We start from the raw sequence: 22,735 nt of genomic DNA on the forward strand, positions 1-22,735 counted from the left end.
CGAGAATCCCGCATTAGAAATTCGGCTTTATATTTTTCGTCAGCCAAGTTTTGCTGGACGAATACATTTTCAATACTGCTGGATCCGACTCTATCGCAAGGCGGGAATCGATGAAATTCAGCGTCCTTTGTTTGTCTGTCGAAAATTGATAGGCAAGCCACATCGCCTGGGTCGCCTGATCCAACCGATTTTCTTTGGCAAGTGTGACTGCCAACGGTGCCCAGACATTCGTTCGCCGCGGATTGAGCGACAGCGCGGCAACAGCAGTGTCCTCGGACTTAGCCAGCTGACCGTTCATAGCGTATGCATATGAGAGGTTGCTTGCAATTTCCTCATCGCCGGGGTCGGCTTGATTTGCTTGCTCGAGCAGCTTCACCGCATCGTCTGGCCTCGACGCGTTCAGCGCGGAAAGTCCGTCTTGATTGAGCTTTCGAGCTGTTGCGCGATCGCCACGTTGTGGTTTCGGTAGCAAATCGATTGTCTTTGCGGCCTGCATCGCGCCCGCAAGATTTTCGGAGCCTGCAAACACCAACATTGCCTTTGCGCACGCGACAGTGGTTGTGCAATTTCCCGCAGGAGTTGCCGCTGATTGCGACGGGGCTGGTTCGCCGGGCTGTGCCGACCCACGCGGATTACTCACGATGCCCGTTAGCCACTGCCGCTGGGTTGCATACCACTGAGTGAGGCAATCGCGGTCGTGACAGTTACGCTCCCGGTAGTTCCATTGCACTCGGGCGTGCTCCTTGAAGGCATCCTGGTCGGTAGCTGTCGACTTTGCACTGGCAAAGAGACTTGCGAGTTCGATGTCGGCCGCGGCAAGTTCAGTGTCGTTGCAGATGAGACGCTCCGCATCCGAGCGCGCCTTTGCACAATCGAAGCTGGTTTTGATAGCCGGCGTATTTTGGACGGGCACCGATGCATTTGCGCTAGCGGCCATGGACAGCCCCTGCTGGGTCAGAGCCGCGCGATTCAACTCCACCTCCGCTCGGACGCTCTCAAGATCGCCGGTGCGGTAGCGGTAGCTTGAGCAGCGGGCGTTGTAGAAGTTCACCGACGCGTTGAACGCATCCACCAAGGTCTGCGGATTTGCATTCAGCTGTCCCTGCCACGCTTCCAGCCGGATTCTCTGCGACATGCAATAACGAATCTGGGACCGGTCCAACGTCAGCCCGGAGCCTATGGGTGGCACCAGTTCCTCGTCTGAGGCCGAAGCGGACTCCGTCGTCGGAGCCGGCGAATAGTCTTGAGACGGCGCCCGGAATGCGTTCTGAACGGCAGCGGGCGCGCTATTGCCGGGCTGGTTCGCGGCTGAAGGCGCATGCGACGCCAAGGTTGGCGCATTGTCTGTCCCCGAAGCGGGGGTCTCGTAGGTGGCCGCTGACTGCGAATTCGACGAGCTTCCAGACGTTGAGATAAAAGTTATCAGCACCAGAAAGATGGCGAAAACAGGGATGGCGATGACCCATCCCGCAGCGGCAGACCCAGACTTAGAAGGAGCTTGTGACGTCACCTCATGTGCTTCGGCTGGCTCGGACGCGACTGCAGTAGTAGCAGAAGTTGCTTCCCCCTGATCGCGTGCAACCGAAGGTTCGAGCGCGGGACCAACCTCGGAAACCATCGCGTCAAGCCCTGAGAAGCCCGTATTCTTTTTATCGTTCGCCATGGTCTGTCAGTCCTTCAGGTAGTCGCTCAGTTTCCGGATGCCCTTCTTGAAACCGCCGCGGACGAGGTGCTCGAGAACGTGCGTGTTCCACCCATTGATGTAGGAAGCTGACCCGTAGACCTTCTTGTCATCCTTTTTGCCGATTACAAAGTTCCCGTCGTGCGTCCAGACACGGACGTCATTCCAACCGAGACGGACTTGCTCGTTTGCCGCGAAGGTCCTATGTCGAGTAAGCGTTACCGCGTCGTCCTGGATCGTGATATCCCCAAAGGAGAAGGATTGTCCTTTCTCCAGAGCGGCAACCATCTCGAATAGCAACCGAATACACACGGCGCGCCATAGTGCTCCCGTGAAGCCCGTATAGATGGCCTCCTTGCGCAATCCTATGCTCTGCTGGGATCTGTTGTCGCCGAAGGCGATGGTGTAATCGGTTCCTGTCGGAACGCCGTTGATTGATCTACGCACGCCGCCCCACCGGACCCGCGTAATCGAGTCCAAGGGAACTGTTTGCCCCCTCCAACGGACGCCTTGCGGCGAAATCGCAAGCTCTTCCTTGAATACAAGTCCCACCTCGGCGCGGAAGGTAATCTCGCGCTCCCACTTCTCGTTATTACGAGCTCGCTCATCGGCTTGGCTCCGCAGGCCCTGAAGCGCATGTGCATCCTCACCAAGCTTTTCCGCCACGTCGGGGAGTTCCGCAAACAGCTCGCGCAGCAAACGGTTCAACCGATCGGCAAGATCGATCATCCCGTGATCGTTGTTCAGGGCAAGCGATAAGCCCCGGAGCTCATAAGCGGTGTCCCGACTCTGGCGGTTGGTAGTGCCGCGCGACTTGGCGCTTATGAGGATCGGTAGCGCGACCCTGTGCCAGTTGCGGGCCACCTTTTCGAGTCGGTCGAGGATTGGGTCGACCGTCTGGTCGCCTCTTGGTGCGGCCTCTCGGGCTTGTCCGATCAGTGTGGAGATGTTCTCCGCTTCCTTCTGCAGGAAGCCTTGGGTCTCTACCTCATAGCTGTCAACCAGGTCGTCGAGCAAGATGGGGGCATGTTTCTTCCCGTCGTCAGTGGCTTGCCGCACGACCTGAGCCATAGTCTCGATCAACCTTGCCGGCTCCATGGTGTCCAGCAGGTCTTTCAGAGCTGTCCGATATGACTTGCGCCGCTCAGACAGCACCTCTTCGATCACTTCCGTTCCCTGAACTTGCGGAAATCCAGAAACTCCGCGGTCTTCGTTTACATCCCGCAAGACATCCTCTGGATCTATAGACTCGACAATCTCAGCGAAGTCTTGAATGAACCCAGCTACAGACGAGACAGGCTCGCTGTCCGCGACCAGTTCGCAGGCCGCCGCCATGACGTTCGCTCGCGCCAAGGCGGGAAGCCCCTGCGCGGAGCGAGCAACGCGTGAATTTGCCGACAGGGTCCTAACCACGTTTTCGGCGATCTTTGGCGCGACTCCTGGCATCCAGGCCATTTCCGCTGCAAGCCTGGCTTTGGGGTTGGTCAGGTCGGAGCGAGCCTTCTGGCAAATGTCACTATCCAGCTGCAAGCTGCGTTCCTCGGCCATCTCGACGATCTTGCGTCGGTCATCACGCGTGGTGACACCGAGGACGCAGAACGGGCTAGAGTGCAGGGGCGTCTCGTATGTGTTCGTGCTCATCTTGGATTTGCTTTGTCGCCCCTTGGGACATATTGGTCTTCGTCGCAGCGCCCGACGCGCTTGATAGTTGTCGTTGCTGTCGTCTAATTAGTCATCGTCCATTCAAGCTCGGAGCCGAGCCCTTCGATCGCAGTCAGTCGGCGCGGTCACGTCGAACCGAGTGACATACTCCAGTGCGCTCTAACCGTAGCCTCTCCTTCTTCAAACGAATCCGACGCGCCGCTCCGAGCATCCTCCAGAACGGGAAGGAGCAGCTGCGAGTGCTGCGAGAAGAAACTCCTGGCCGAGCATGTCGCTGCCAGCGCGCGCAGACAGCCGGGCGCCTTCGCGAACCACGAACGCGACGTCCGAGAGCGGCCGACCGGCGAGCGCCTTTGCCAAAGGTGCTGGGTCCACTGTTTGGTCTTGTGGCAGGGCCGCCAGTAATTTTGCGAGCAAGGCCGCGACTTCTGCCTCGTCTGGATAGCCAACTGCAACAACGTGATCGAACCGGCCGCGACGCATGATCGCCGGGTCGATCATTTCCACCCGATTGGTCATCGCGACAATCAAGACCTCGTTTTTGGCAGCCTCGGGTATGCGCCGCAAGAATTCGGCGACTTCCTCCACTCGATGGTGGCTCGCCCCCCCGCCTGCTTCCCGATCGGCCAGAAACGCCTCCATCTCGTCAATCACCAGAACCGACGGCGCGTTCTGCATCGCCTTTTCGAACATCTCAGAAACCTTTCGGCTCGTCTCGTGGATGAAAGGGCTCGCGATGGTAGACGCGTCCAGTTGGTAACAGGGCCACCCCAGATAGCCGACGAGCTGCTCAACAGCGAACGTCTTGCCGCACCCAGGTGGGCCGTGCAAAACAGTCGCGGCGGGGAATTCGATGCCGAGCGCGCTGTAGCGTTCCTTGTTACGAACGATGTCGACAATGTGCTCGTTGAAGAACGCCTCGAGTTCCGAACGTCCACTTAGCTCGAATGTCTTCCCCAACTCCACACCGGCCATACGCTTTGCGTTTTGTTCGGAAGACTCAGGATTCTCTGGCGAACTCGTTTTTTGGTGCGCGGAAGGCGGGAGGTGGGCGACTTTGTTGGCCCCCACGGGGGCGCCTTCATCCACTAGTTCGATTCCTGCCGTTTTGATGACCTCCCGAAGTGCCGCAGATCCAATCCACGTTAGCATCTGACGCAAGGGCTGGAACGACTCGGCGGAGATCTGGGCTCCGCCGGTCAGCCAGTGGCCAAGCACGATGCCGTCGTCTGCAGGAGCGGCGGTCTCATAAGTGGGCAGAATCCGGCTGAGTTTTTCGACATAAACGGCGCCCTGCAGCGAGCTCTCAGAGTCGATCGCACGGGTATCGCGTAGGGCTGTAGCGAAGGCCATGGCCTCGCTCTTACTGTTGGGCGAACGGCAATCGGACAGATAGACAAGCAATTGGCTTGGACTGCAGGAAACCTCGTGATACGTTTCGGCCCCGAACTTGAAGCGGTGGACGTCGCCGAGCTCGACCAGTCCCGAGGCGGACCACCTCGCGAATAAGCTTTCCGTGGCGATCAATGCATTTCCACCACCGCGCGTCTCGACGATCTGCCAATTGCTGCCTGCGTGGAGTGGCCGCCCGCAGCGCGCGCCGTCGGGCAGTTCGTATCCGATTGGAAACCAGCTCTCGAGCGCCACAATTAGCCCACGAGGATGTTGGATCCAGCGAGCATATCGTCCTCGCTCGATGTAATGACCCGGATCCCATCGAGTTGACCGACGATCTGGCGCAAGGTGTCCATGTCGTTCGATTCCGCAGCTTGACGTCCCAACCTGCAAAGCTTCTCATGCTCGGCCGCGTCGGGAAACTCGAACGGACGATCTGACAGCCATTTGAGCCTGTCCATGACGAACCAGTCCTGACGCCACAGGATTAGGAAATTCCTCCTGCGCATCTCATCAAGGAGCGACTCGAAATCGCCGCTGTTGTGGTCGATCGCGCGTTGAGCCGTCTTCGCGAGGTTGTCAAACGCTCCGGCCTCTGCGGGACGTGCAAATTGCCGAATGGCCGAGTCGAAGAATTCGACAGCTTTGTTTAGCTCTATCCGACGGATGACCGGAAGGTGCTGCTTGCGCGCTTGCGCAAGAAGCTTCTTCGCCTCCTGAACATCGTCCATTGCTTGCTTAGCCGATTCTGCATCGCTTTCGCTACCCAAGCGAGACGCGCGATCCACCCTCTTGCGTGCCTGGTCGAGGCGAGAGTCGTCGACGTGCTGAGCGACCTCCTGGAGCCGCGCTCCGACTCGCTCAGATTCATCCTGTATGCGCTTGGCTGCCTTGGTATAGTCGATCTGCCCTTCCAGGCGCGAATAGAAGTTTCGGCCGCTGTGAAATAGGCCACCAATGGAAGGCACGCTCACCTCGAGAACGATGTTGCCCGAGTCGCGCACCTCATACTTGCATAGGAGGTCAGCACCCTTTGCGATCACGCCATCGGAAAAGTCAGAGCCCTTGATCTCGAACATGCCGACGAAACGGTTGTCCGAAACCGGATCCTCGATCGCGCCTTCCCATAGCTTGAACTTTATGGATCCGGCTGCGCCGGCGCGCAGGGACTCCTCGGCCTTGAAGGTCTTATTGCCACCCTTAGGAAGTTGGTCGCCTTCACGGACCAAGTAATCCAAAACGACGCGCCCTCCGATTTTCTCCCGGGCTTCCACGCCGATGGAATGGGAGGCCGGAATCGCGTCAATCTGCGCAGCGGTCCGCGAGATCGCGATCTTGTCTTCCGCCAGCCTCACCGACCCGCCGGCTGCGTCGAACACGAATACCTTGAACAAATTCTCCCCAGGTTTGGCGAGCGGAACTTCAATCGTCGCGCCATCCTTGAGCGCGACGCGGCCAGAGGACCATCCCGTATCGAGACTGTCTATCTGGAAGGCGGTGCCCTGTGCGGCACTGCCACCCAGCTTGGCAACCATTTTGGCCTTGAGGTCCGGCGTGCGCGCCTGATAGCTGAAGGACAGTTCAAGCCCCCCTCCAGCAGCCAGCGAGCCACGGCCACTTTTGCGGCCCCGGTTCTGGCTCGCCCAGTCGATGGATTCAGCGAATACAGCAGCGCCTTCGGCCACGGCTGTCATGAAGTTGACGTCCGTGGATGCCGCGATTCCTAGCTCGAAGGCCACTTTGTCGCGAAGCGGCTTGTATTGGGTCGGCCCTCCTACGAAGACCATGCGTCCAATGTCATGTGAACTCAGTCCGGCCTTGTCCATCGCCTCTCGCGCGGCGACGATGGATTCCTCGACCTTCTCGGAGATCAACTCGTCCAAGCGCTCACGGGTTAAGGCGATGTCAAGATAGATGTCCGTTCCGGATGCGTCGCGCACGCGCAATTCGCTGTCGTCCAGTGTGATTACCGCCTCATCGCTAGACGACAGCTCGATCTTTGCTTTCTCGGCTGCCCAAGTAGCTAGGTGGCGCAGCATCGCATAACGCTTGTCAGTGGAGAAGTCTTCCGGCAAGTCGAAGTTTGCGAGAAGCCATGGTTTAACAACATTGTCGAGCAAGAGGCGGTCGAAATCCCGTCCGCCACACATCGCAATGCCGCCGTGCGATAACAGACTGACTCGCCCGTTGATGCTCTGGGCGATGGCGATGTCAAGGGTTCCGCCACCGAGATCGTAGACCAAGAATGTTCCGTCGCTTTTGCGGTGGCGCATTACGCTCATGACGGCGGCAACGGGCTCCTGCATGAGGGCTACGTTTCCTAGCCCAGCCATTTCAGCAGCAGCCATCGTCGCGTCCTTCTGCATCTGATTGAAGGCCGCAGGGACGGTAATTACTGTCCCGGTATCCGGAGCATTGCGGATTTCCTCGGGAAGGTATCCGAATAGCACGCGCAGAATTTCGGAGGAGCATTCTTCGGGGGTCAGCGTCAGATCAATCCCTGGCAGGCGGACTGGCGTGCTAGTGCCCATTAGTCGCTTGAACAGGGTGGCGGCGTTTTCTGGGCTGCGAGCCGCGTTGTCGTATGCACGCTTGCCGACATACTTGTTGCTGCGCTTGTCGATGAATATTGCCGACGGGGTGACGTCGTTCTGGTCAGGGCTCTTGAATAACCGCAGGTTTTCACCGTCATAGGCGCAGATAGCGCTGTTTGTCGTTCCCAGGTCGATGCCGATGTAGTTCTTCATTCGCGCTCTGCCTTGGCAAGCATGACTGTGCCGCCGCGCACCAATCCCTCTGGGCCCATCACGACGGGTTGAATCATTTGGTCGACGACCAAAACGTCTTCGGGTCCGAAGTCCGCAATGTTCAAGGCAGAGACGGCCATACCTGGATCGTAAGGCTGGCCCTCAAGCGTGACGATGCGCATGCCGAACGCGCTGAGCCCGTCGTCGATTCGCTTATGGAAATAACGAGCTTGATTGGCATAGCGGGTCGCCTCACCCGCGTCGAGCTTTTCGAGCAACCGACCAAAGACCCTAGTGAAGCGCCAACCCTCTATCGAAATGTCGATTAAAGCCTTTCTCGCGGCATCTTCGTCCCCTTCGCAGCGCACCACATCCATGCTTTCCTCGGCACCGTTGTGTTGATTTTCAAAATTGTGGGGCTCCGCTTCGCCTCTTCTGCCAATGAGCGCATCTAGCGCCCCACTCGGTCCATTCCAACTATATGACAAAGTATTTCGGACGTCGACGGCAAATTCTCGCGCCAAACGTTTGCTCCTTGTCCTGTAAAACCTAGGAGGAACGACGCCCGGAAAATTGATAGCATCGGTCGTCGCATAGTCATCGACGGTTAAAAATAAGACTTCAACTCTGGGGGCGCATGATGCCTTGCACAAAATGCGAGATGGATACTTCACCTGGCAGCGCCGTATGCTACCGCTGCACACGCGAGAAGAAATTTGGCAGAGTCGCTTGCACAGTCGGACTTTTCGTTCCAGTGTCGACTTCAGGGATCGCGTATCTTCTCGACGCGTCTGCAGGAGCCATTGTCGGGGCAATCATCGGCGCCATCCTGAGCGGAATCATAGTTTCGTGGATCAACAGGCAGCAGCTGGCGCCTGGACAATCCGATTGGGAAGTTACGTCAAGCGCAAGTAGAGTTCGGACAATGCCAGAAGACCTATCCATACGCCTCCGGAAGCTTACGCAGCTTCGTAATGATGGCGCGATCGAAGACGCGCAGTATCAAAAAGAGCTCGAGATCATCTGCAATGAGCTTAGCAAATTGCCGTAATCGGCTGGGAGGTCTGCATCGATGCTGGTGATCCTCTAAACTGGAGCCGTTGCCGACAAAGGTTAAAATGATTAAAGAGAGTGCGAACTGTATGCAGGGATTTTTGCCCCCCATTTGCATGCTTCATCGCGTCTTCTGAAGCATGACCGACTCACTATCATTCGAAGCAGCCGCTATCTCACGAGGAAGTTGACCTTCGCGCGCGATAATAGTGAATTCAAGAATAGCAATCGATTCTGAAAGCATACGATCCACGCGAAGATCCTCACCAAGCAACGCGGAATGCGCGCGCCGCATGTCGCTGAGCCACTCATGCAACGATTTCTCATGATAGAGACGCCGATAGACGCCGCGCATGAAGCGCCAAGTTGACGGGTCGACGTGGGGCAGCGGATTTTCCATAGCGATATCCCATTCGTAAGCCTGCTGTTCGGCCACGGCGGCATCGATACCCAGCACTGCCGCATCCTCCTCGAGGAGACGATCGACCACGCGTCATTCGCGCTCCCGAAGCTGGACTCTTTCAGTTGCCCATGCTACGCGGTGAAAGAAGCTTGCTTGGTGCGTTATCTCGCCGACGGTTGGACGTGCGTGTCATGCGCCTGCTCGAGGTATCCGCCCATTCAAACTCGCCGTCAACGTCCATTGCCTTCTCCAAAACGGGAGCCGTCGCCGACACCTGTAATAAATTTTGTTGTCGGGACAAAGAGTCCTAGATGGTGGCGGAGGTTGCATGGCCCTGCATATTTTGACCCAGACATTCGCAACCCTTTCCTTATAGATCCGGGCTGGCTCGAATATCTTGTCCTTATAGCTCGGTTCTCTACGTCGGAGTATCCCGGGAACGCAACGAGAGGGATATGCATAGCTTGCACTTCGGCTGGAATACGGTCATGCCGTAGCAAAACTTCCCGATGGTGTGGCTCGACCGGCGAATCGGCCAGCGACATCAGTCTTGAGTCCGGGCTACAGCGGTGATACGCAAACACGGGTAGCTTCCCTGTCGACCTCACTGCTGGACCTAGCACACGTTCGGATTATCGCGACGTATCGTAGATAAACGGCTTATCTTTCTTGTCGAATCCGATGGAAATGGTGTCGCGCGGCTCGAAATCATGGCTGCACGTCGCGAGAAGGTCGAACAGGGTTATGCCGTTCGCCAGGCTGATTCGATTCGATGAACCTATTGATCCGCCGGATCCTGTGATGGTTCAGTTCGCACGGCCTGAGTGGGCAACGCAAGACCCCGCGCGGGTCACGGCTCCCGCTCCACCTGCCTCGCGGCTTGCACCGTGCGGAGTCTGGGCAAGACTTCCTGCTCCAGCTCGCGCCTCTTGATGCAAGCCCTATAAGGATCCTCCAAGAAGTCTCGACCATACGGCGTCAGCAGCAACGCCCTAGTTTTCAACAGTTCCTCAAAGATCATGAGCTTCGTGACTTTGGTCATTCTGCCTCCATTCCTATTTGCGACGCACAATCACGCACGTCGGCGGCATCGGCGGGACTTCCATGGGAACGCCTTGTCTCTCGGTTGCGACCAGTCCGATGAAAATCTCTATTCCGAAGACCATTCGCAACTGTAAGAGGATTCGAGCAAGGCATGCTCTCCGGCGTCTAAAAGGGAAGAATACCCCATCCAGCTTCAGCCGCAACTGAGCGTTTCCGATGGCACTCGTTTCGCTCGGGCACGACCTCCTTCGGTGTAAAAGCCCCAAGGGCGCTGGCGCACCGTATCGGCCTAACTGCCCCTCACGCACGAAGCACGTCGCCGGGCCATTGATCGCGCCGATTAGCTTATCGACGAACGAATGCCAGAACCGGGGCTTCTTCAGGTGGCGTCTGAACGACGCGCCGCCCGCATCCGCCGTGATGTCCACCACCAGATACGAGCCGTCGATTGCGCACTGCTGGTCAAAAGGCGGAACCGGAATCGGAAAGCAGACGACGAGTGATTGGAGGCTATACAATCTCTCGTCGCACGCGACGGCGGATGGCGGCGGACAATCCGACAGCCGACAAGACTATGATCTATATGCACGCTGTCATGTCCGAGTGGGAACGCGATCAGATCAGCAAGCGGACGAAAGACGCGCTGGCCGCCGCGAAGGCTCGCGGCGTGAAGCTCGGCACGACCGGCCCCGCGAATCTCAAACGGAACATCGTGCAGCGCCAAAAAGCCGCCGATGCCTTCGCGGCGAAGCTGGCCGGAATGATTGCCGGGTTCCGCGCTCGCGGCCTTTCACAGCGAGCGATGGTGAATGAGTTGAGCACGATAGGAATCCGCACGCCCAAAGGCGGCGAGTGGCGCCTGGGGCAGCTCTGCCGTCTGCTCAAACGGATAGCAGCACCAATGACGCGTGCCCCCGCCGGGACCGCCGCCCCTCCGCCTCGCGTGGCAAACCCAGGTGCAGCTCCGGGAAAGCGATCCCTACAGACGCGGCTTCCTGCTCCGTTGATCATCAAGTAGTTGCAGATACCTCTGCACGTAACGATCATCCTCCAGGGAGAGGTCGGTGTTGCCGACCTTGAGCGTCGCCTGACCCGAATCACATAAGGCCGGATTCGTTGCGTTTGCGCACCATTGCAAGGGATAGGAATTGACCGTCGGTGTGCCGTATTTCTGAATAGCTGCGGCCTTGAGCTGCTCAGCGTTCTCACGCGAGAAGGGCAACTTGTAGTTGATCTGATAAGCAGGCACTGGGTCGGCGGGATTAATGCTGACTGTCTCAAAAAGGACCTGTAAGCTTTCTCCGTTGGCCTCGTAGTTGATTGCCGTAATCGCGGGTTTGCCACCCAGCAATAATTGCGGCTGCGAATACGTGTGGACCTTGTTCTTGCTTATGCCGAAATGCTGAGCGATCTTCGTCTGCACTTCTGCCGGCGTCATGCCCAGCTTGATGCCCGCAACATCGAAGGATGAAGCGTCGGTTCCCGCGATCGCTGAACTTGCGCAAATTGTGCAGATAGCCGCGCATGCCGCAGCGTTGGAAAGGAGCTGGTAGATCTTCAAAACCAATCTCGTGCGTTGAAGTCGTTGTTAGGCGCGTTCCACGCCCCTCTCGGGGCGGAACGATAGACCGACGGCTCACTTCCGAACTGAAATGAACGATCTGATGCTGTCTTTAAGATCAAGTCCAGACCTTTATACTTACAGGTGCTTCGACACGAGCAACTGGAAGAAGAGAACTGGGTATCGGATCGGCCACAACAGCATCATGCCGAGCTTCGCCCTCGAAACATTGCCCAAGGTGTTATAGACAGGGTGCCACTCGATCAGCCCGCGCAGCACGATGCGGTTCAGCGCGAAACCCATAGCGAGATAGGCGAAAAAAACCAGGGCAGGCGACATCAACTTCCCGTGCGCGGAGACGTGGATGAGCACAACGAGGCAGACAATACACAGCGCATAGATACCCACGCCCTTGCCCGTGGTCATGCCGGGTTGACCAGCTTGGCTCTCGACATCTGACATCCTGATTCTCCTTTGTTTTGATATGTGGCAACAGTGCCCATCGATAGATATCGGCATCACTGCCTTTTTCTTTAGACAAATGCGACCGATATCGGGGGCGTCTCTGGTCGTTTGTCCCCGAGGCGCACGATATAGACTCTCTGATACAATCCGTTGCGAAGCGGTTTGTTACAAAGGGCGGGCTTGCCCGCTCATTGGTTTAGTTAAATCGAGCGCTTGCGGTTGGTCCGTTGCGAGCGTTTGTATCCCATCGCCCGCTCCTATCTACAGTGCAGGCCGGCTTCTAGCGGCTTCTGCCCTCATCTCGCCATATCTTCCCCTAGTCATGTAATCCTTGGACAGTCACTGGGGAGAGGGCATGGACGTCTTCATTAGCTGGTCGAGCAGCGTCACCAGGAAAATTGCAGGCGCGTTCTCTGAATTTCTCGAACTCGTTATCCATCGCTCAAAACCCTGGTATTCGGACGAGACTCCGGCGGGAGCACAGTGGTCGCCCCTCATTTCCGAGAGGCTTGGCAAGTCGAAGGTCGGCGTCACGTTCGTCACGCAGGCGAATAAAGAAAGCCCCTGGCTTATGTTCGAGGCGGGGGCGGTTGCGAAGGGAGTGCCTGACAATCGCGTTTGTGTGGTTCTTGTCGATCTCAAGAACGAGGACATCCAGCCGCCGCTCTCGCAGTTTCTGACCACTCCGCTGGACGAGGAGGGTATCTTCCGCGTGTTGCAGACGATCAACGAAGCCCTGGACGAGGACAAGTTCAATGACGAGATGCTCAGGCGCGTGATGAAGGCGCATTGGGCCGAATTCGACGCCAAGGTGAAGCAGATATGCGCGGACGAGCCGAGCACGCCCGATGAGCCACGGGCCGAGCGTGACATGATCGTCGAGATCCTGCAGACGGTGCGAGTGCTTGATCAGCAGATGAGGGCAGCGACAGAAGCGGTTACACCGCTGAGCGCTCTCGCCAAGCCTCTTCCTCCTGGAATTTTGGCGCAGGTTTTAAGTAGAAAGGGGCAATTCGCGTTGAGCGATGGGCTAGGGACATTATCGGGAAACTATATTTCGAACGACAGTATTGTTGGCTCGGCCGGCATCGACACAACCACGGTAGAATAGCGGGAGCCGCGTCTGTTGGCGCCCAGCCGCGCTGGGCCGGGGCCGTTCGTGAGGGTGGTCAGCTACTCAGGCTTTCCAGACAGGCCCTCCCGACGCTACGTGTCGCCAATCCGTTGCGGTAGCCGATGACCATGAACATCGCTGTGAACTCGTGGCCGCAGTTCTCGCGGATGTATTCCTGGAGCGGCGGATATGATGCCGATCGCGCGAGCGGTCGTCATCAGACTGCGCTTCTAACCAAATTCGGCATATGTGCCCTACCGCACCGGTGCACCGATGTGCGCCAGAGAAGCCTTGTCCGGATATTCATCCATCCAGCATGCCCGTCGACGTCCATTGCCTTCTCCAAAACGGGAGCCGTCGCCGCCACGTGTTAAGAAATTTGTTCATGTCGGTTGAACTACCAAGGGGACTGCCAAGCACATTGGTGATTACGTTAGCTAACGCGGACTAGGATCGTCAGCAACGCGAGATGCGGAACCCTAGAACCTCCCGGTATCGCTGAAGGCCCTACCTTCCTCGCCGGCACCCTCCCAAACCCTCTCCTTATAGAGCTAGGCCGGCCCCGGTCGTGGTTCCTTATACTTCGTAGCCGTCCTTCCTATACTTGGCAACATCGCACCCTCTTGGGAGAGTCGACATGGCTTTGTTCCGACGCAAGCATGGTCAGGTAATGATGCCTCGACGCAGGAGTGAGCGACCAGCCGAACCGAAGAAGGAGCCTCGCCGATTCAACTTTCATCTCGTCGTGGACAACGACACTGCTCGCTTCGATTGCCACCGTAGTCGCGCTGTTTTACCTGATTCACGATCGCCGCGATCAGGCCGACATAGCCGCTTGGACACTGCTGCAGGGCTACCTGCAACAGGAGCATCGCGCGCCCTATAACGTAGGACAGGACTTCGCGTTTGAAACATTGGCCCAGCATGGGGTGAGCATCAACAACCTTGATGCGCATGACGCTTACATTTCTTGGGCCAACTTGCACGATTTGGTTGGGCCCTTAGCAATCTTCACGCGCGCGCGGCTGGTGCAAATCGATCTGTCGAATGCCGATCTCAGGTCGGCTAATTTTGAAGGCGCCTGGGTGCTTGAATCTAAGTGCCGAGGTGCCGATTTTTCTTGGGCAAATTTCAGGGGCGCGAGGCTATGGTGTGACTTTCAAGACGCCAATTTTCATCGGGCAAATCTTAGGCGCGCATATCTGGATGGTGACATTCGAGGCGCCAATTTTTACCAGGCGGATATATCTGAACTTTCAATTCTGCCGCGACTTTCGAACGGAGACGTGTTCAAAGACTCCTGCTACCGGCCAGGACACCCGCCCTACATTCAACATGCGAAGATCGACCCGCCAGTCGATCCCCAAGGGAAGGACTGCATACGGCAGTGGGGCAAAGAGTGGGCGGCCTTAGAAGCGCAGTGAGTGATGCTTGTGCCGCACTTCACCACGCCAACCTGGGTCACTGGGTTCCGGGTAGATGGGTAGATGGTGTGGCGTTCCTTACACTTCCCCACATGGCCGCGCGATGGCTGTCTATAATCGCGACCAACAAGAACTGGAGGCATGAGGGGAAGGGCGTGAAGACCCGATATATCGCCGCGGCGCTCGCCGCGCTCGCTCTGACCGGCTTCGTGACTGCCCAGCAGGAAGCCGACAACGTCGCAGCTTACGAGCGCGCCGAGATCATGCTTAAACGCGGTCAGGAAGCCGCCACCCTCACGTGCGAGGGGAAAGACGCATGTGACCGCGCGTGGCAGCTCACGCAGGTCTCTGTGCAGCAGGAGAGTGGGATGACGGTGCGGCTTGCGACCGACACCACGATTGACATCTAACTGCAGTCGGATGTTGCGTTCCAGCGAAGAGCTTTACGTGACGCATTTCGGATTGTCCCAATGACGCCCGATCTCACCGTCGGGCCACGGACCGAATTTCTCACCTGACTCGACGCGGGTAAGATCCTGCCGGCATGTCGATGTGTATTTGGTGTTCTCTGAGTCGTCATAGGTCGCGCCGAGGCCGGTAGTGTTGACATGCCCCAGCCATTGCAAGACTAAGCTTCCGTCCTTCGCTAACGGCGGAACGCGAATAGGATTGACCCACTTAGCAGTCTTGAGCCGCTGCGCAACGATCACGTTCATTGCGGGACCATTGCCGATATTTCGAAGTATCCAGCCCTCCCGACCATCATACTCAAAGACAAGCACAGGCTTCCGGCTGAGCATCGCGGCATGAAGACTGCTGCGGAAGTTGAACCACAACGAGAACACCGAGAAAGCCAACGCCAATGCGGATAGCACCAATGCGGCGGGGTCCTTGGGAGCGATATCCATGTTCACCTCTTACGTATCGGGCCGCCGCAGATTTCGTTGGCTCGTCTCTCTAGCTACCATCGTAAGCCGGCTATCAAGCTGAGCGCGTCCGTCTCGCTTAGGTATCGCTAAAGGATAGACCGTGCCGGAGCATTTTCAACTTTCCAAGAAGCTTGCAGCCCCCAAAACTGTGACCGCATCAAGCAGCTGTCGCGCAACGTTGATAGTCCTCTCCGCTACAACCAATGGATGATTGCGACCCGACGCCCTAGGGCGCGTCAGAACGCACGCAATCGGTTGCGCTCCGTCAGCCTGCCTGAGCTGCCTGACATGCGCGGGACCGGCTCTATGAGGCTCATGCGACGTTGCTTGGGCATTGCCAACGAGATCTGTCACAGCAAAGACTAAGGAAGGCGCCCTTTGTTCATAGTGACCGCCACTCCTCCTTTGGGCGTTTGCAATTGCAACGCCGGGCTGAAAGCGGCAGCCGGCGTGTCCTACCACTCCAGTTCATCCGCAATGTTGCTGAGCGACGATCAACCCGACTTGCGGAAATTTGGGAGACGGGATTCCCCGCGAGCGTTGATCCTGCGAGCAACAGGCACCGGACTCTAATAACTATATATAAATGGCTTAACTACACACATGATCTCCTACACACCATCACCTCCATGGCAGTCACCATCCTGTGGTTTGTGGAGCAGCCCCACGTATCTGAGGACACAAGGACTCTCTTAAAATAAGGGATAGTCTTGTGCCTAACAGTAAGCCTAGTCATTACGTGGAACCCATCGAAATTCTGAGTGAGCCGGAGCGCCGTCGGCGGCGCACGGCGCAGGAAAAAATCGCCATCGTCCAGGAGACGCTGATATCTGGCGCATCGGTATCAGCCGTTGCCCGGCGGCATGGCGTGAACCCGAACCAAGTGTTCGGCTGGCGCAAGCAATACCAGGAAGGCAGTCTGGCGGCAGTGAAAGCGGGCGAGACCGTCGTGCCGGCATCAGAGCTCGCCGCAGCCATCAAGGAAATCAAGGAACTGCAACGACTACTCGGGAAGAAGACGATGGAAGTCGAAATCCTGAAGGAAGCCGTGGAATGGGGCCGCTCAAAAAACCTGATTGCGCGCTCGCCCTTGCTGCCGGGGGACGACCATTGAAAACGGTCTGTGAAGTTCTCGGCGTGGCGCGCTCTGGCGTAGCAGCGAAACTGGCTCGCTCGTCTGACTGGCAAGATGGTCGTAGCGCCAGACGGACCGACGACACGAAGCTGGTGGAGGAAATTCAGGCCCATGTCGCGCACCTACCGACCTACGGCTACCGACGCATCTGGGCACTGCTGCGCCGCAGTCGGGAACAGACCGGCGCGCAGTGCGTCAACCACAAGCGCGTGTATCGGGTTATGCGCGAGCACCAGTTGCTGCTGCGTCGTCCCGGCGTGCGGCGAGACAAGCGGCGGCATGACGGTCGCGTCGCCGTGGACCGCAGCGATACCCGCTGGTGCTCCGATGGCTTTGAGTTCCGGTGCGACGATGGCACGCCGCTGCGCGTAACGTTCGCGCTGGATTGCTGCGACCGGGAGGCGATTAGCTGGGCTGCGACCACTGGAGGCCATAGCGGCGACGTGGTGCGCGACGTGATGCTCGCTGCCGTCGAACAGCGCTTCGGCACTACGCAGGCCGCGCAGCCCATCGAATGGCTGACGGACAACGGCTCGGCCTACATCGACCATCGCACGCGCAGCTTTGCGCGCGAGCTGGGCCTGCAGCCGCTGACCACGCCCGTGCGCTCGCCGCAAAGCAATGGTATGGCTGAGTCGTTCGTGAAGACCATGAAGCACAATTACGTCGCCTATATGGATAAGCCTGACGCGCCAACGGCCCTCTCGCGTCTGGCCGTTGCCTTTGAACACTACAATGAGCGCCACCCGCACAAAGCATTGAAATATCGCTCGCCTCGCGAGTTCAGGCGTGCAGCGGAGTCATCAATCTAACGGTGTCCGCGTGTCCTCAGTTACAGGGGCAACTCCAGTTTGACTGGTCGCTATCATATGAGCGCGCGGCCCGCATGTATTCCCAGCCATTGATGCGCCGTCACAAACGATCGGCGTCGCGATGCAACGAACTTCCATCCGTGCAGCAGCTATGCTGACCTCATCACGGCGATCGGCTTGGCATCTAAAGTGGTCGCCGTCCGTTCCCCGCTCCACTCCGGGACTGGTCTTACAGGCAGCCCTCTCTTACCGCGACGATGGTTGCCCCGCGTGCCGATGCCACGCCGGTGCGTTGCCGGCCCCTGCCAAGGTTTAGTTACGACGTCGATCTCCTCGGTGCCCGAATGCGAACCGGCAATTTGGAGGTGAGTTGAGCGCGGCGCTCCTTGAATATCCTCGATCACCAGCTGCGGCTGCTGAAGGTCTAGTTGACGATGGCCGTGGCAATACGTATCGGGGCACTCCTGTCGTGGTCAGCACCGGTCAAGTCTCTTGGCTGCTATCGCTCGCCGGCACGATCCGCGACATCATCTTGTCGGACTTGACTTCAGATTACCTCGAACCTTTTCAGGGCCGATTTTGCTTTCGTGTTGATTGCCTACGCTGGCCGGCCGCCAGGATATCCGCAGACTGCTTGGCAGTCACAGGTCAGTATTGACTAGATAATGACTTGCATGCATACTAATGCTTTCAACCAAGTCGTTACAGAATGAGCGACCTCTATAACACCCAAGCGGCTGCAGAATTCCTGTCCCGTGCCCTCCCAGACGATGGCGATAGCGCCTACTGGTCCGGGTTTCTGATCAACAACCGTCGCACCGATCGAAGCCCTATCCATCGAATCCCGTTCTCTCGGGTGGGAAAAGCGGCGCTCTATTCTCCGGAAGACCTCGCACGGTATGTTGAATTCGAGAAGGCCCGCCGTCTTGGGACAGTCAAGCTCACTGGGCGCGCGGCAGAGGCGCTCCAGGCGTTCGGCATTGGCGAGAGTGGCGGTAGTTCCACCGGGCGTCGACTGGAAATCGCAGACGTCTCCCTACAGATCGACGAGGCAACGCGCGAACCCTTCGTTAGGCTCGTCATATCCGAACCGATGCTTGTCTATCGGCTCGAGCTCTCACAGGCGCAGTCGCTGTCAGAACGACTGCTCGAAGCCGCAAAGATAGGCAAGAGGCTGGCTAAATGACGGCTGATAGAGATTTCAGCTCTGACACGGAGACGGCATCGCCGATAGTTGAACAAGCCCCTCGGAAGAGCGCCGGAATATCGACTAACGCTTCTCGCCCTCACGATACAGTCAGTTTTGACTACGGTCGTGAAAATCCGCCTCAGGCATCCGCTACCAATCCAACCGAGTCGACCTGCGCGATCAACTATAACCATCTCCGATTTCGAGCCGAAGTTGACTGGATCGAAATCGAGATCAAAACCATCTCACGGACGAACTTTCCAACGGTCCAGCGCGCGCTAAATTCAGCGTTGCAATTGCCGGACAGCAGGAATGTCTTTGTCAAAGCTCTTGATGAGGGACCCGGCAAGGCCGCATCTGTCTTTCGTTTCCGGTTGCAAGACCCGAATTCGTGGAGCTTTGTCGCGTCTATGCTAAAGCAGTTGGAGCGAAGATTCCCATTTGCGAGCGAACCGAAAATAACGGCTATCGAGATTGCGTTCGACGCATACAGTCGGACGGAAAGCAAAATGGAACTGGCCGACCAAGCCGCACGCTTCTTCAAGTTCTGCACGCTGATAGTGAGCAAAAACTGTCGCATATATCGGGACTTTGGAGGCAGCCCCGATAGCATTCCGTTCCAGCGTGCCTCGCTGGTTCGCCACCTGTGGGACGGGTGGCAGATAGGTATTGGCAACAAGCATGACGACCGGCTTCAGCACATCTATGTAAAAACCACCGACGGAAACGGGGCACCGCTGCCGTCAGCAAAGCATCGTGCACGCATCGAAATTACCTTGCGCGGTGCGGCGCTTCCCTACCAAGGCATTTCCGAATGGGCCGGCGCGGACTTTGAGAAGGATCTCCGCATGTCGGCCAAGTTTCGCATGTTAAAACCGAAGTTGAATCGGTTTACGCGAGCGGCAATTGAGAAGACGACTTTCCAGGTCGGCGAGCGAAAAAGACGGTGGCGAGTCACCAAGGACCGCACCGCAGTGAGCGGTGAGCGCCTGCACAGTGCCACCACCATAGCCGACCGTCATTTGAACGAGAAAGCTCGTGATGCGTTCCGAGAGCTGTCGAGGCGCTGGCGTTGAACGAAATTCGGAGACCAGCCGCGTCGCCACAACTAAGCGCGACGGCAATCTGTAACGCCCACAAAACAAGGTTCTGGCAATCCTTGGGGAATCCCATCGTTGACGGCGTCGCGAATGGCGGCGCATCCGGAAATTCGCTGACAAGCCCGTGCAGTTGGTCGCGCCTAGCCCCGCCGAAGCCGCTCGCAGTCTCGACTAATGAATCTGAACGACTCAATTAACTTTTTCTCAGCACGGCTAAGTAATGTGCACCCGCTCAGACCTTCAATCTGAGCAAGCAAACCTGGGAAATATTCCTCGAGCGCGAGCTGCATCACGTAGGCTACGTCAAGACCCGCGATAACAGCAAATGTTGAAACTAAGTTGATCGGGACTTTTATTCTTCCGTCTCTGATCATCCTAACTGCGGAACTGCTGAGATCTGCTTTGCGTGCGATCTCATCATCGAAGATGCCTGCATCGGCAAATGCACGATTTAGTGTTTCAAGCAGAGAAGATTTGCACGTTTTTTCACTGGTCATTGCTGCTCTCTCATCGAAGATTGCGACGTCTTCAGTGTAGTAAACCATCAGCACTTTCTTTCAGGCGGCCGCGTTGAAGACCCGACCGTCTCAATGCAACGATTTCATAACCGGACGCCTAGCAGGCTGTTGAATTTGGGTCCCATGTAAACGGGGTTTGAGGGACGGACGTTATGGATATCGTGTTCATGATCTTTGGCGGCGGATGCGATGCGCGGAATGGATGAGATGCAGGAACCCCTGTTCACGACGGTCAAGCTCGAGGACTTCGTCCCGGCAGATCACCCGTTGCGACCGGTCCGGTTGCTGGTGAATGATGCGTTGAAACGGCTCAACGGGCTGTTCAGCGTCATCTACGCGGACACCGGCCGTGCCTCGATTGCGCCCGAGAAGCTGATGCGGGCGCTGCTGTTGCAGGTGTTCTACTCGGTGCGCAGCGAGCGCATGCTGATGGAGCAGATGCGCTACAACCTGCTGTTCCGCTGGTTTGTCGGGCTGGCGATTGAGGACGCCGTGTGGGACCACTCGGTGTTCTCGAAGAACCGCGACCGGCTTCTGGAGCATGAAGTCGTGGAAGCGTTCTTCACCGAAGTCATGAGCCTGGCGGAGAAGCGGGGCTTGCTGTCGAGAGAGCATTTCTCGGTGGACGGCACGCTGATTCAGGCGTGGGCCAGTCATAAGAGCTTCCGCCGCAAGGACGGCCCGGACGATGGTCCGCCAGCCGGCGGTGGCCGCAACGCCGAGACTGACTGGCAAGGCGAGCGACGTAGCAATGCCACGCACGAGTCGACTACTGATCCGGAGGCGCGATTGTTCAAGAAGCGCCACAAGAGCCCGGCCATCCTGTGCTACCACGGGCACATCCTGATGGAGAATCGCTCGGGGCTGGTGGTCGGCGCCGTGGTCAGTCACGCAGATGGTTTCGCCGAGCGGGCCAGCGCATTGCAATTGCTCGATTGCGTGCCAGGCGCTCATGCGAAAACAGTTGGTGCCGACAAGGCGTATGACACCCGCGACTTCGTGAACGATTGCCGCGCTCGCAGCGTGACACCGCATGTCGCGCGCAACGATGAGCGTTGCGGCGGCAGCGCAATCGACGGTCGCACTTCGCGGCACGTGGGCTACCGGATCAGCCAGATCATCCGCAAACGAATCGAAGAGCATTTCGGCTGGGGTAAAACGGTCGGTCGGATCCGGCAGACGGTCTATCGCGGTATCAGGCGCGTCGACCAGCACTTCAAGCTGACGATGGTTGCGAGGAATCTGACCCGCATGGCCCGAATGCCAGGGCTGGTGCCGCAAGGAGCGGCGCGATGAGCCGTCACGGCGTGAAGACTGCGCGCCAGCAGGGCTGCATGCGTGCGCATGCCCCGCGCGGATCGCGCGGCAAACCGGTAATTCAGCGGGAAATTGCACGCGCAAGTCTCCTGAACGTAGCTTCGGTCGTCATGACGGGGCGCTTTTCAACAGCCTGCTAGGTTCTGTCGCGCAATTCGATGGGCATGCGTTCGTTGGCGGCCTCAAAAATCGACGCTTCCTTATACTTTTGTAACGAATCGCGCAACGATTTCATGTGCGGCCAAGCCCCCCAGCATGCGCTGCTCGCGGTTTCGATTTGGAAGACTACCAAGATCTTTGATGCGAAGACGCGCCCGCTGCAGCAAGCGGAGCCGCGACTATATGACATGGGCAATCGAAGAACGACCGTTGAAATTCGAAGCATCAGCCGCTTCCGTTTCCGGAGCAGTGCGGTCAGTGAACGAACCGCAGGACAAGAACGCCGCCGACCAGCACCCGCAACATCGACAGGACCACATGACGCTTAAGCCTCGTAAGCGCGGCATCAAGATCGGCCTTGGTGGCGTGACGATCGCTCATGGCTCATCCCTGCCGACGTTCTTCTCGACTTCGCGCAGGCAGAACTCGATGTTGCCGATCATTCTGTGGAGATGCTCGCGCAGCGCTTCCACATCCTTGCGCATGGCGACGAGCTCAGCCTGCGAGCTTTTCAGGGTCTCGATCATCGTTTCCGCCGAGGTCGTCATGATCACCTCTCATGGTAGGCCCTCGACCCGCCCTCTTCCCTGCGGACCGGTCGCGGGTTAGAGAAACCGCCTTTTGCGTAGAACTGTCAGCGGGCGACGCCTGTGCGGCCCATCGCACCTCCCAGACCTTTTGATCTTAGCCTAGCCGTCGGTCAGCTGCTCAAGGAAGGCAGCTTACGGCGCTTGCCTGTTCTGGCCAGCGGAAAAAATCATCGCGTATAGGATGTGCGAAGTGATCGCAGCTACAACGACGGCCTCAGCTACGCACGCCCGGTGGAGTTGAACTGGCGACACGATCGGCAAGTGATAAGCGGAAAGCAGCGGACATGCGACATGCCTTTAGCAGCTGGCGGCGCCGTCCGGGAATTGCGCAACTAATCCCGATCTATATCCTAATTCAACGCTCGCGGACAGTTGCGCAAGTAGCACCAAGGTTCCGCAAGGAATGGGGAGCTCGTGGTCCTAACGGTGGCTGTGAA

Annotated in this window: 21 protein-coding genes; 8 read left to right on the top strand and 13 right to left on the bottom strand. The window is 57.7% G+C overall.

Features of this window, described 5'->3' with window-relative positions; genetic code table 11:
* Positions 1 to 13 precede the first annotated feature (13 nt).
* The 7 genes from BC1002_RS35550 to BC1002_RS00685 form a co-directional block, all read right to left on the bottom strand.
* Entirely contained in the window at positions 14 to 1,663 is a 1,650-nt protein-coding gene (locus BC1002_RS35550) for a tetratricopeptide repeat protein (RefSeq protein WP_013088139.1), read from the bottom strand.
* A 6-nt stretch (positions 1,664 to 1,669) separates the two neighbouring features.
* Positions 1,670 to 3,322: a hypothetical protein gene (locus BC1002_RS00655; RefSeq protein WP_013088140.1), complete on the bottom strand. Its 1,653-nt coding sequence runs from the start codon at positions 3,320 to 3,322 to the stop codon at positions 1,670 to 1,672.
* Positions 3,323 to 3,523: 201 nt separating this feature from the next.
* Positions 3,524 to 4,870, bottom strand: coding sequence for an ATP-binding protein (locus BC1002_RS00660; RefSeq protein ID WP_238537901.1), 1,347 nt, complete (start codon positions 4,868 to 4,870; stop codon positions 3,524 to 3,526).
* 122 nt (positions 4,871 to 4,992) lie between these two features.
* Complete coding sequence (locus BC1002_RS00665; protein WP_013088142.1) at positions 4,993 to 7,485, bottom strand: Hsp70 family protein; 2,493 nt, start codon at positions 7,483 to 7,485, stop codon at positions 4,993 to 4,995.
* A complete protein-coding gene (locus BC1002_RS38705) occupies positions 7,482 to 8,159 on the bottom strand; it encodes a hypothetical protein (protein ID WP_238537902.1) in 678 nt (225 codons plus the stop codon). Before BC1002_RS38705 ends, BC1002_RS00665 begins: the two co-directional genes overlap by 4 nt.
* Positions 8,160 to 8,659: 500 nt before the next feature.
* Positions 8,660 to 9,028, bottom strand: a complete 369-nt coding sequence (locus BC1002_RS00680; protein ID WP_041734250.1) for a hypothetical protein — start codon at positions 9,026 to 9,028, stop codon at positions 8,660 to 8,662.
* Positions 9,029 to 9,791: 763 nt separating this feature from the next.
* On the bottom strand, positions 9,792 to 9,983 hold the full coding sequence (locus BC1002_RS00685) for a hypothetical protein (RefSeq protein WP_013088146.1): 192 nt from the start codon (positions 9,981 to 9,983) through the stop codon (positions 9,792 to 9,794).
* Between the two features lie 543 nt (positions 9,984 to 10,526).
* Here BC1002_RS00685 and BC1002_RS00695 point away from each other — a divergent pair.
* Positions 10,527 to 11,003: a recombinase family protein gene (locus BC1002_RS00695; RefSeq protein WP_083788663.1), complete on the top strand. Its 477-nt coding sequence runs from the start codon at positions 10,527 to 10,529 to the stop codon at positions 11,001 to 11,003.
* Here BC1002_RS00695 and BC1002_RS00700 read toward each other — a convergent pair.
* Together BC1002_RS00700 and BC1002_RS00705 are read right to left on the bottom strand one after the other, a co-directional pair.
* On the bottom strand, positions 10,965 to 11,546 hold the full coding sequence (locus tag BC1002_RS00700) for a hypothetical protein (protein ID WP_238537903.1): 582 nt from the start codon (positions 11,544 to 11,546) through the stop codon (positions 10,965 to 10,967). The genes BC1002_RS00695 and BC1002_RS00700 overlap by 39 nt on opposite strands.
* Before the next feature lie 138 nt (positions 11,547 to 11,684).
* Positions 11,685 to 12,008 (bottom strand): hypothetical protein, encoded by a 324-nt coding sequence (locus BC1002_RS00705; RefSeq protein WP_013088149.1) that lies wholly within the window; start codon positions 12,006 to 12,008, stop codon positions 11,685 to 11,687.
* A 358-nt stretch (positions 12,009 to 12,366) separates the two neighbouring features.
* Between BC1002_RS00705 and BC1002_RS00710 the strand changes: the two genes are divergently transcribed.
* The 3 genes from BC1002_RS00710 (at position 12,367) to BC1002_RS00720 (ending at position 14,959) form a co-directional block, all read left to right on the top strand.
* Positions 12,367 to 13,122, top strand: coding sequence for a TIR domain-containing protein (locus BC1002_RS00710; RefSeq protein ID WP_013088150.1), 756 nt, complete (start codon positions 12,367 to 12,369; stop codon positions 13,120 to 13,122).
* 692 nt (positions 13,123 to 13,814) lie between these two features.
* On the top strand, positions 13,815 to 14,549 hold the full coding sequence (locus tag BC1002_RS35555; RefSeq protein ID WP_013088151.1) for a pentapeptide repeat-containing protein: 735 nt from the start codon (positions 13,815 to 13,817) through the stop codon (positions 14,547 to 14,549).
* Between the two features lie 155 nt (positions 14,550 to 14,704).
* Positions 14,705 to 14,959: a hypothetical protein gene (locus BC1002_RS00720; RefSeq protein WP_157874629.1), complete on the top strand. Its 255-nt coding sequence runs from the start codon at positions 14,705 to 14,707 to the stop codon at positions 14,957 to 14,959.
* A 33-nt stretch (positions 14,960 to 14,992) separates the two neighbouring features.
* Here the strand turns inward: BC1002_RS00720 and BC1002_RS35560 are convergent, their stop codons facing one another.
* Positions 14,993 to 15,457 (bottom strand): hypothetical protein, encoded by a 465-nt coding sequence (locus BC1002_RS35560; RefSeq protein WP_013088153.1) that lies wholly within the window; start codon positions 15,455 to 15,457, stop codon positions 14,993 to 14,995.
* 769 nt (positions 15,458 to 16,226) lie between these two features.
* On the opposite strand from BC1002_RS35560, the gene BC1002_RS00735 reads away from it, so the two are divergent.
* The 3 genes from BC1002_RS00735 (at position 16,227) to BC1002_RS37550 (ending at position 19,690) form a co-directional block, all read left to right on the top strand.
* Positions 16,227 to 17,425 (top strand): IS3 family transposase gene (locus BC1002_RS00735; RefSeq protein WP_193373031.1). Its coding sequence is split into 2 segments (ribosomal slippage): positions 16,227 to 16,542 and positions 16,542 to 17,425, totalling 1,200 coding nucleotides; the frame shifts between segments, so codons are not numbered across the junction.
* A 709-nt stretch (positions 17,426 to 18,134) separates the two neighbouring features.
* The gene (locus tag BC1002_RS00740) at positions 18,135 to 18,611 is read left to right on the top strand and encodes a hypothetical protein (RefSeq protein WP_013088156.1); all 477 of its coding nucleotides are present in this window, start codon (positions 18,135 to 18,137) and stop codon (positions 18,609 to 18,611) included.
* Positions 18,608 to 19,690: a hypothetical protein gene (locus tag BC1002_RS37550; RefSeq protein WP_013088157.1), complete on the top strand. Its 1,083-nt coding sequence runs from the start codon at positions 18,608 to 18,610 to the stop codon at positions 19,688 to 19,690. The genes BC1002_RS00740 and BC1002_RS37550 overlap by 4 nt, the downstream gene beginning before the upstream one ends.
* 164 nt (positions 19,691 to 19,854) lie before the next feature.
* Here BC1002_RS37550 and BC1002_RS00750 read toward each other — a convergent pair whose 3' ends face one another.
* The gene (locus tag BC1002_RS00750; RefSeq protein WP_041734254.1) at positions 19,855 to 20,259 is read right to left on the bottom strand and encodes a hypothetical protein; all 405 of its coding nucleotides are present in this window, start codon (positions 20,257 to 20,259) and stop codon (positions 19,855 to 19,857) included.
* A gap of 162 nt (positions 20,260 to 20,421) precedes the next feature.
* On the opposite strand from BC1002_RS00750, the gene BC1002_RS00755 reads away from it, so the two are divergent.
* Positions 20,422 to 21,528, top strand: a complete 1,107-nt coding sequence (locus BC1002_RS00755) for an IS5 family transposase (RefSeq protein WP_013088158.1) — start codon at positions 20,422 to 20,424, stop codon at positions 21,526 to 21,528.
* Between the two features lie 435 nt (positions 21,529 to 21,963).
* Here the strand turns inward: BC1002_RS00755 and BC1002_RS39345 are convergent, their stop codons facing one another.
* Together BC1002_RS39345 and BC1002_RS37555 are read right to left on the bottom strand one after the other, a co-directional pair.
* Positions 21,964 to 22,089 (bottom strand): hypothetical protein, encoded by a 126-nt coding sequence (locus tag BC1002_RS39345; RefSeq protein ID WP_013088160.1) that lies wholly within the window; start codon positions 22,087 to 22,089, stop codon positions 21,964 to 21,966.
* Positions 22,086 to 22,256 carry a hypothetical protein gene (locus BC1002_RS37555; RefSeq protein ID WP_013088161.1) on the bottom strand — a complete coding sequence of 57 codons (171 nt, stop codon included), beginning with the start codon at positions 22,254 to 22,256 and terminating at the stop codon, positions 22,086 to 22,088. The genes BC1002_RS39345 and BC1002_RS37555 overlap by 4 nt, the downstream gene beginning before the upstream one ends.
* Between the last annotated feature and the right edge of the window lie 479 nt (positions 22,257 to 22,735).

Source organism: Paraburkholderia atlantica, from assembly GCF_000092885.1.
Taxonomy (GTDB): Bacteria; Pseudomonadota; Gammaproteobacteria; order Burkholderiales; family Burkholderiaceae; genus Paraburkholderia; species Paraburkholderia atlantica.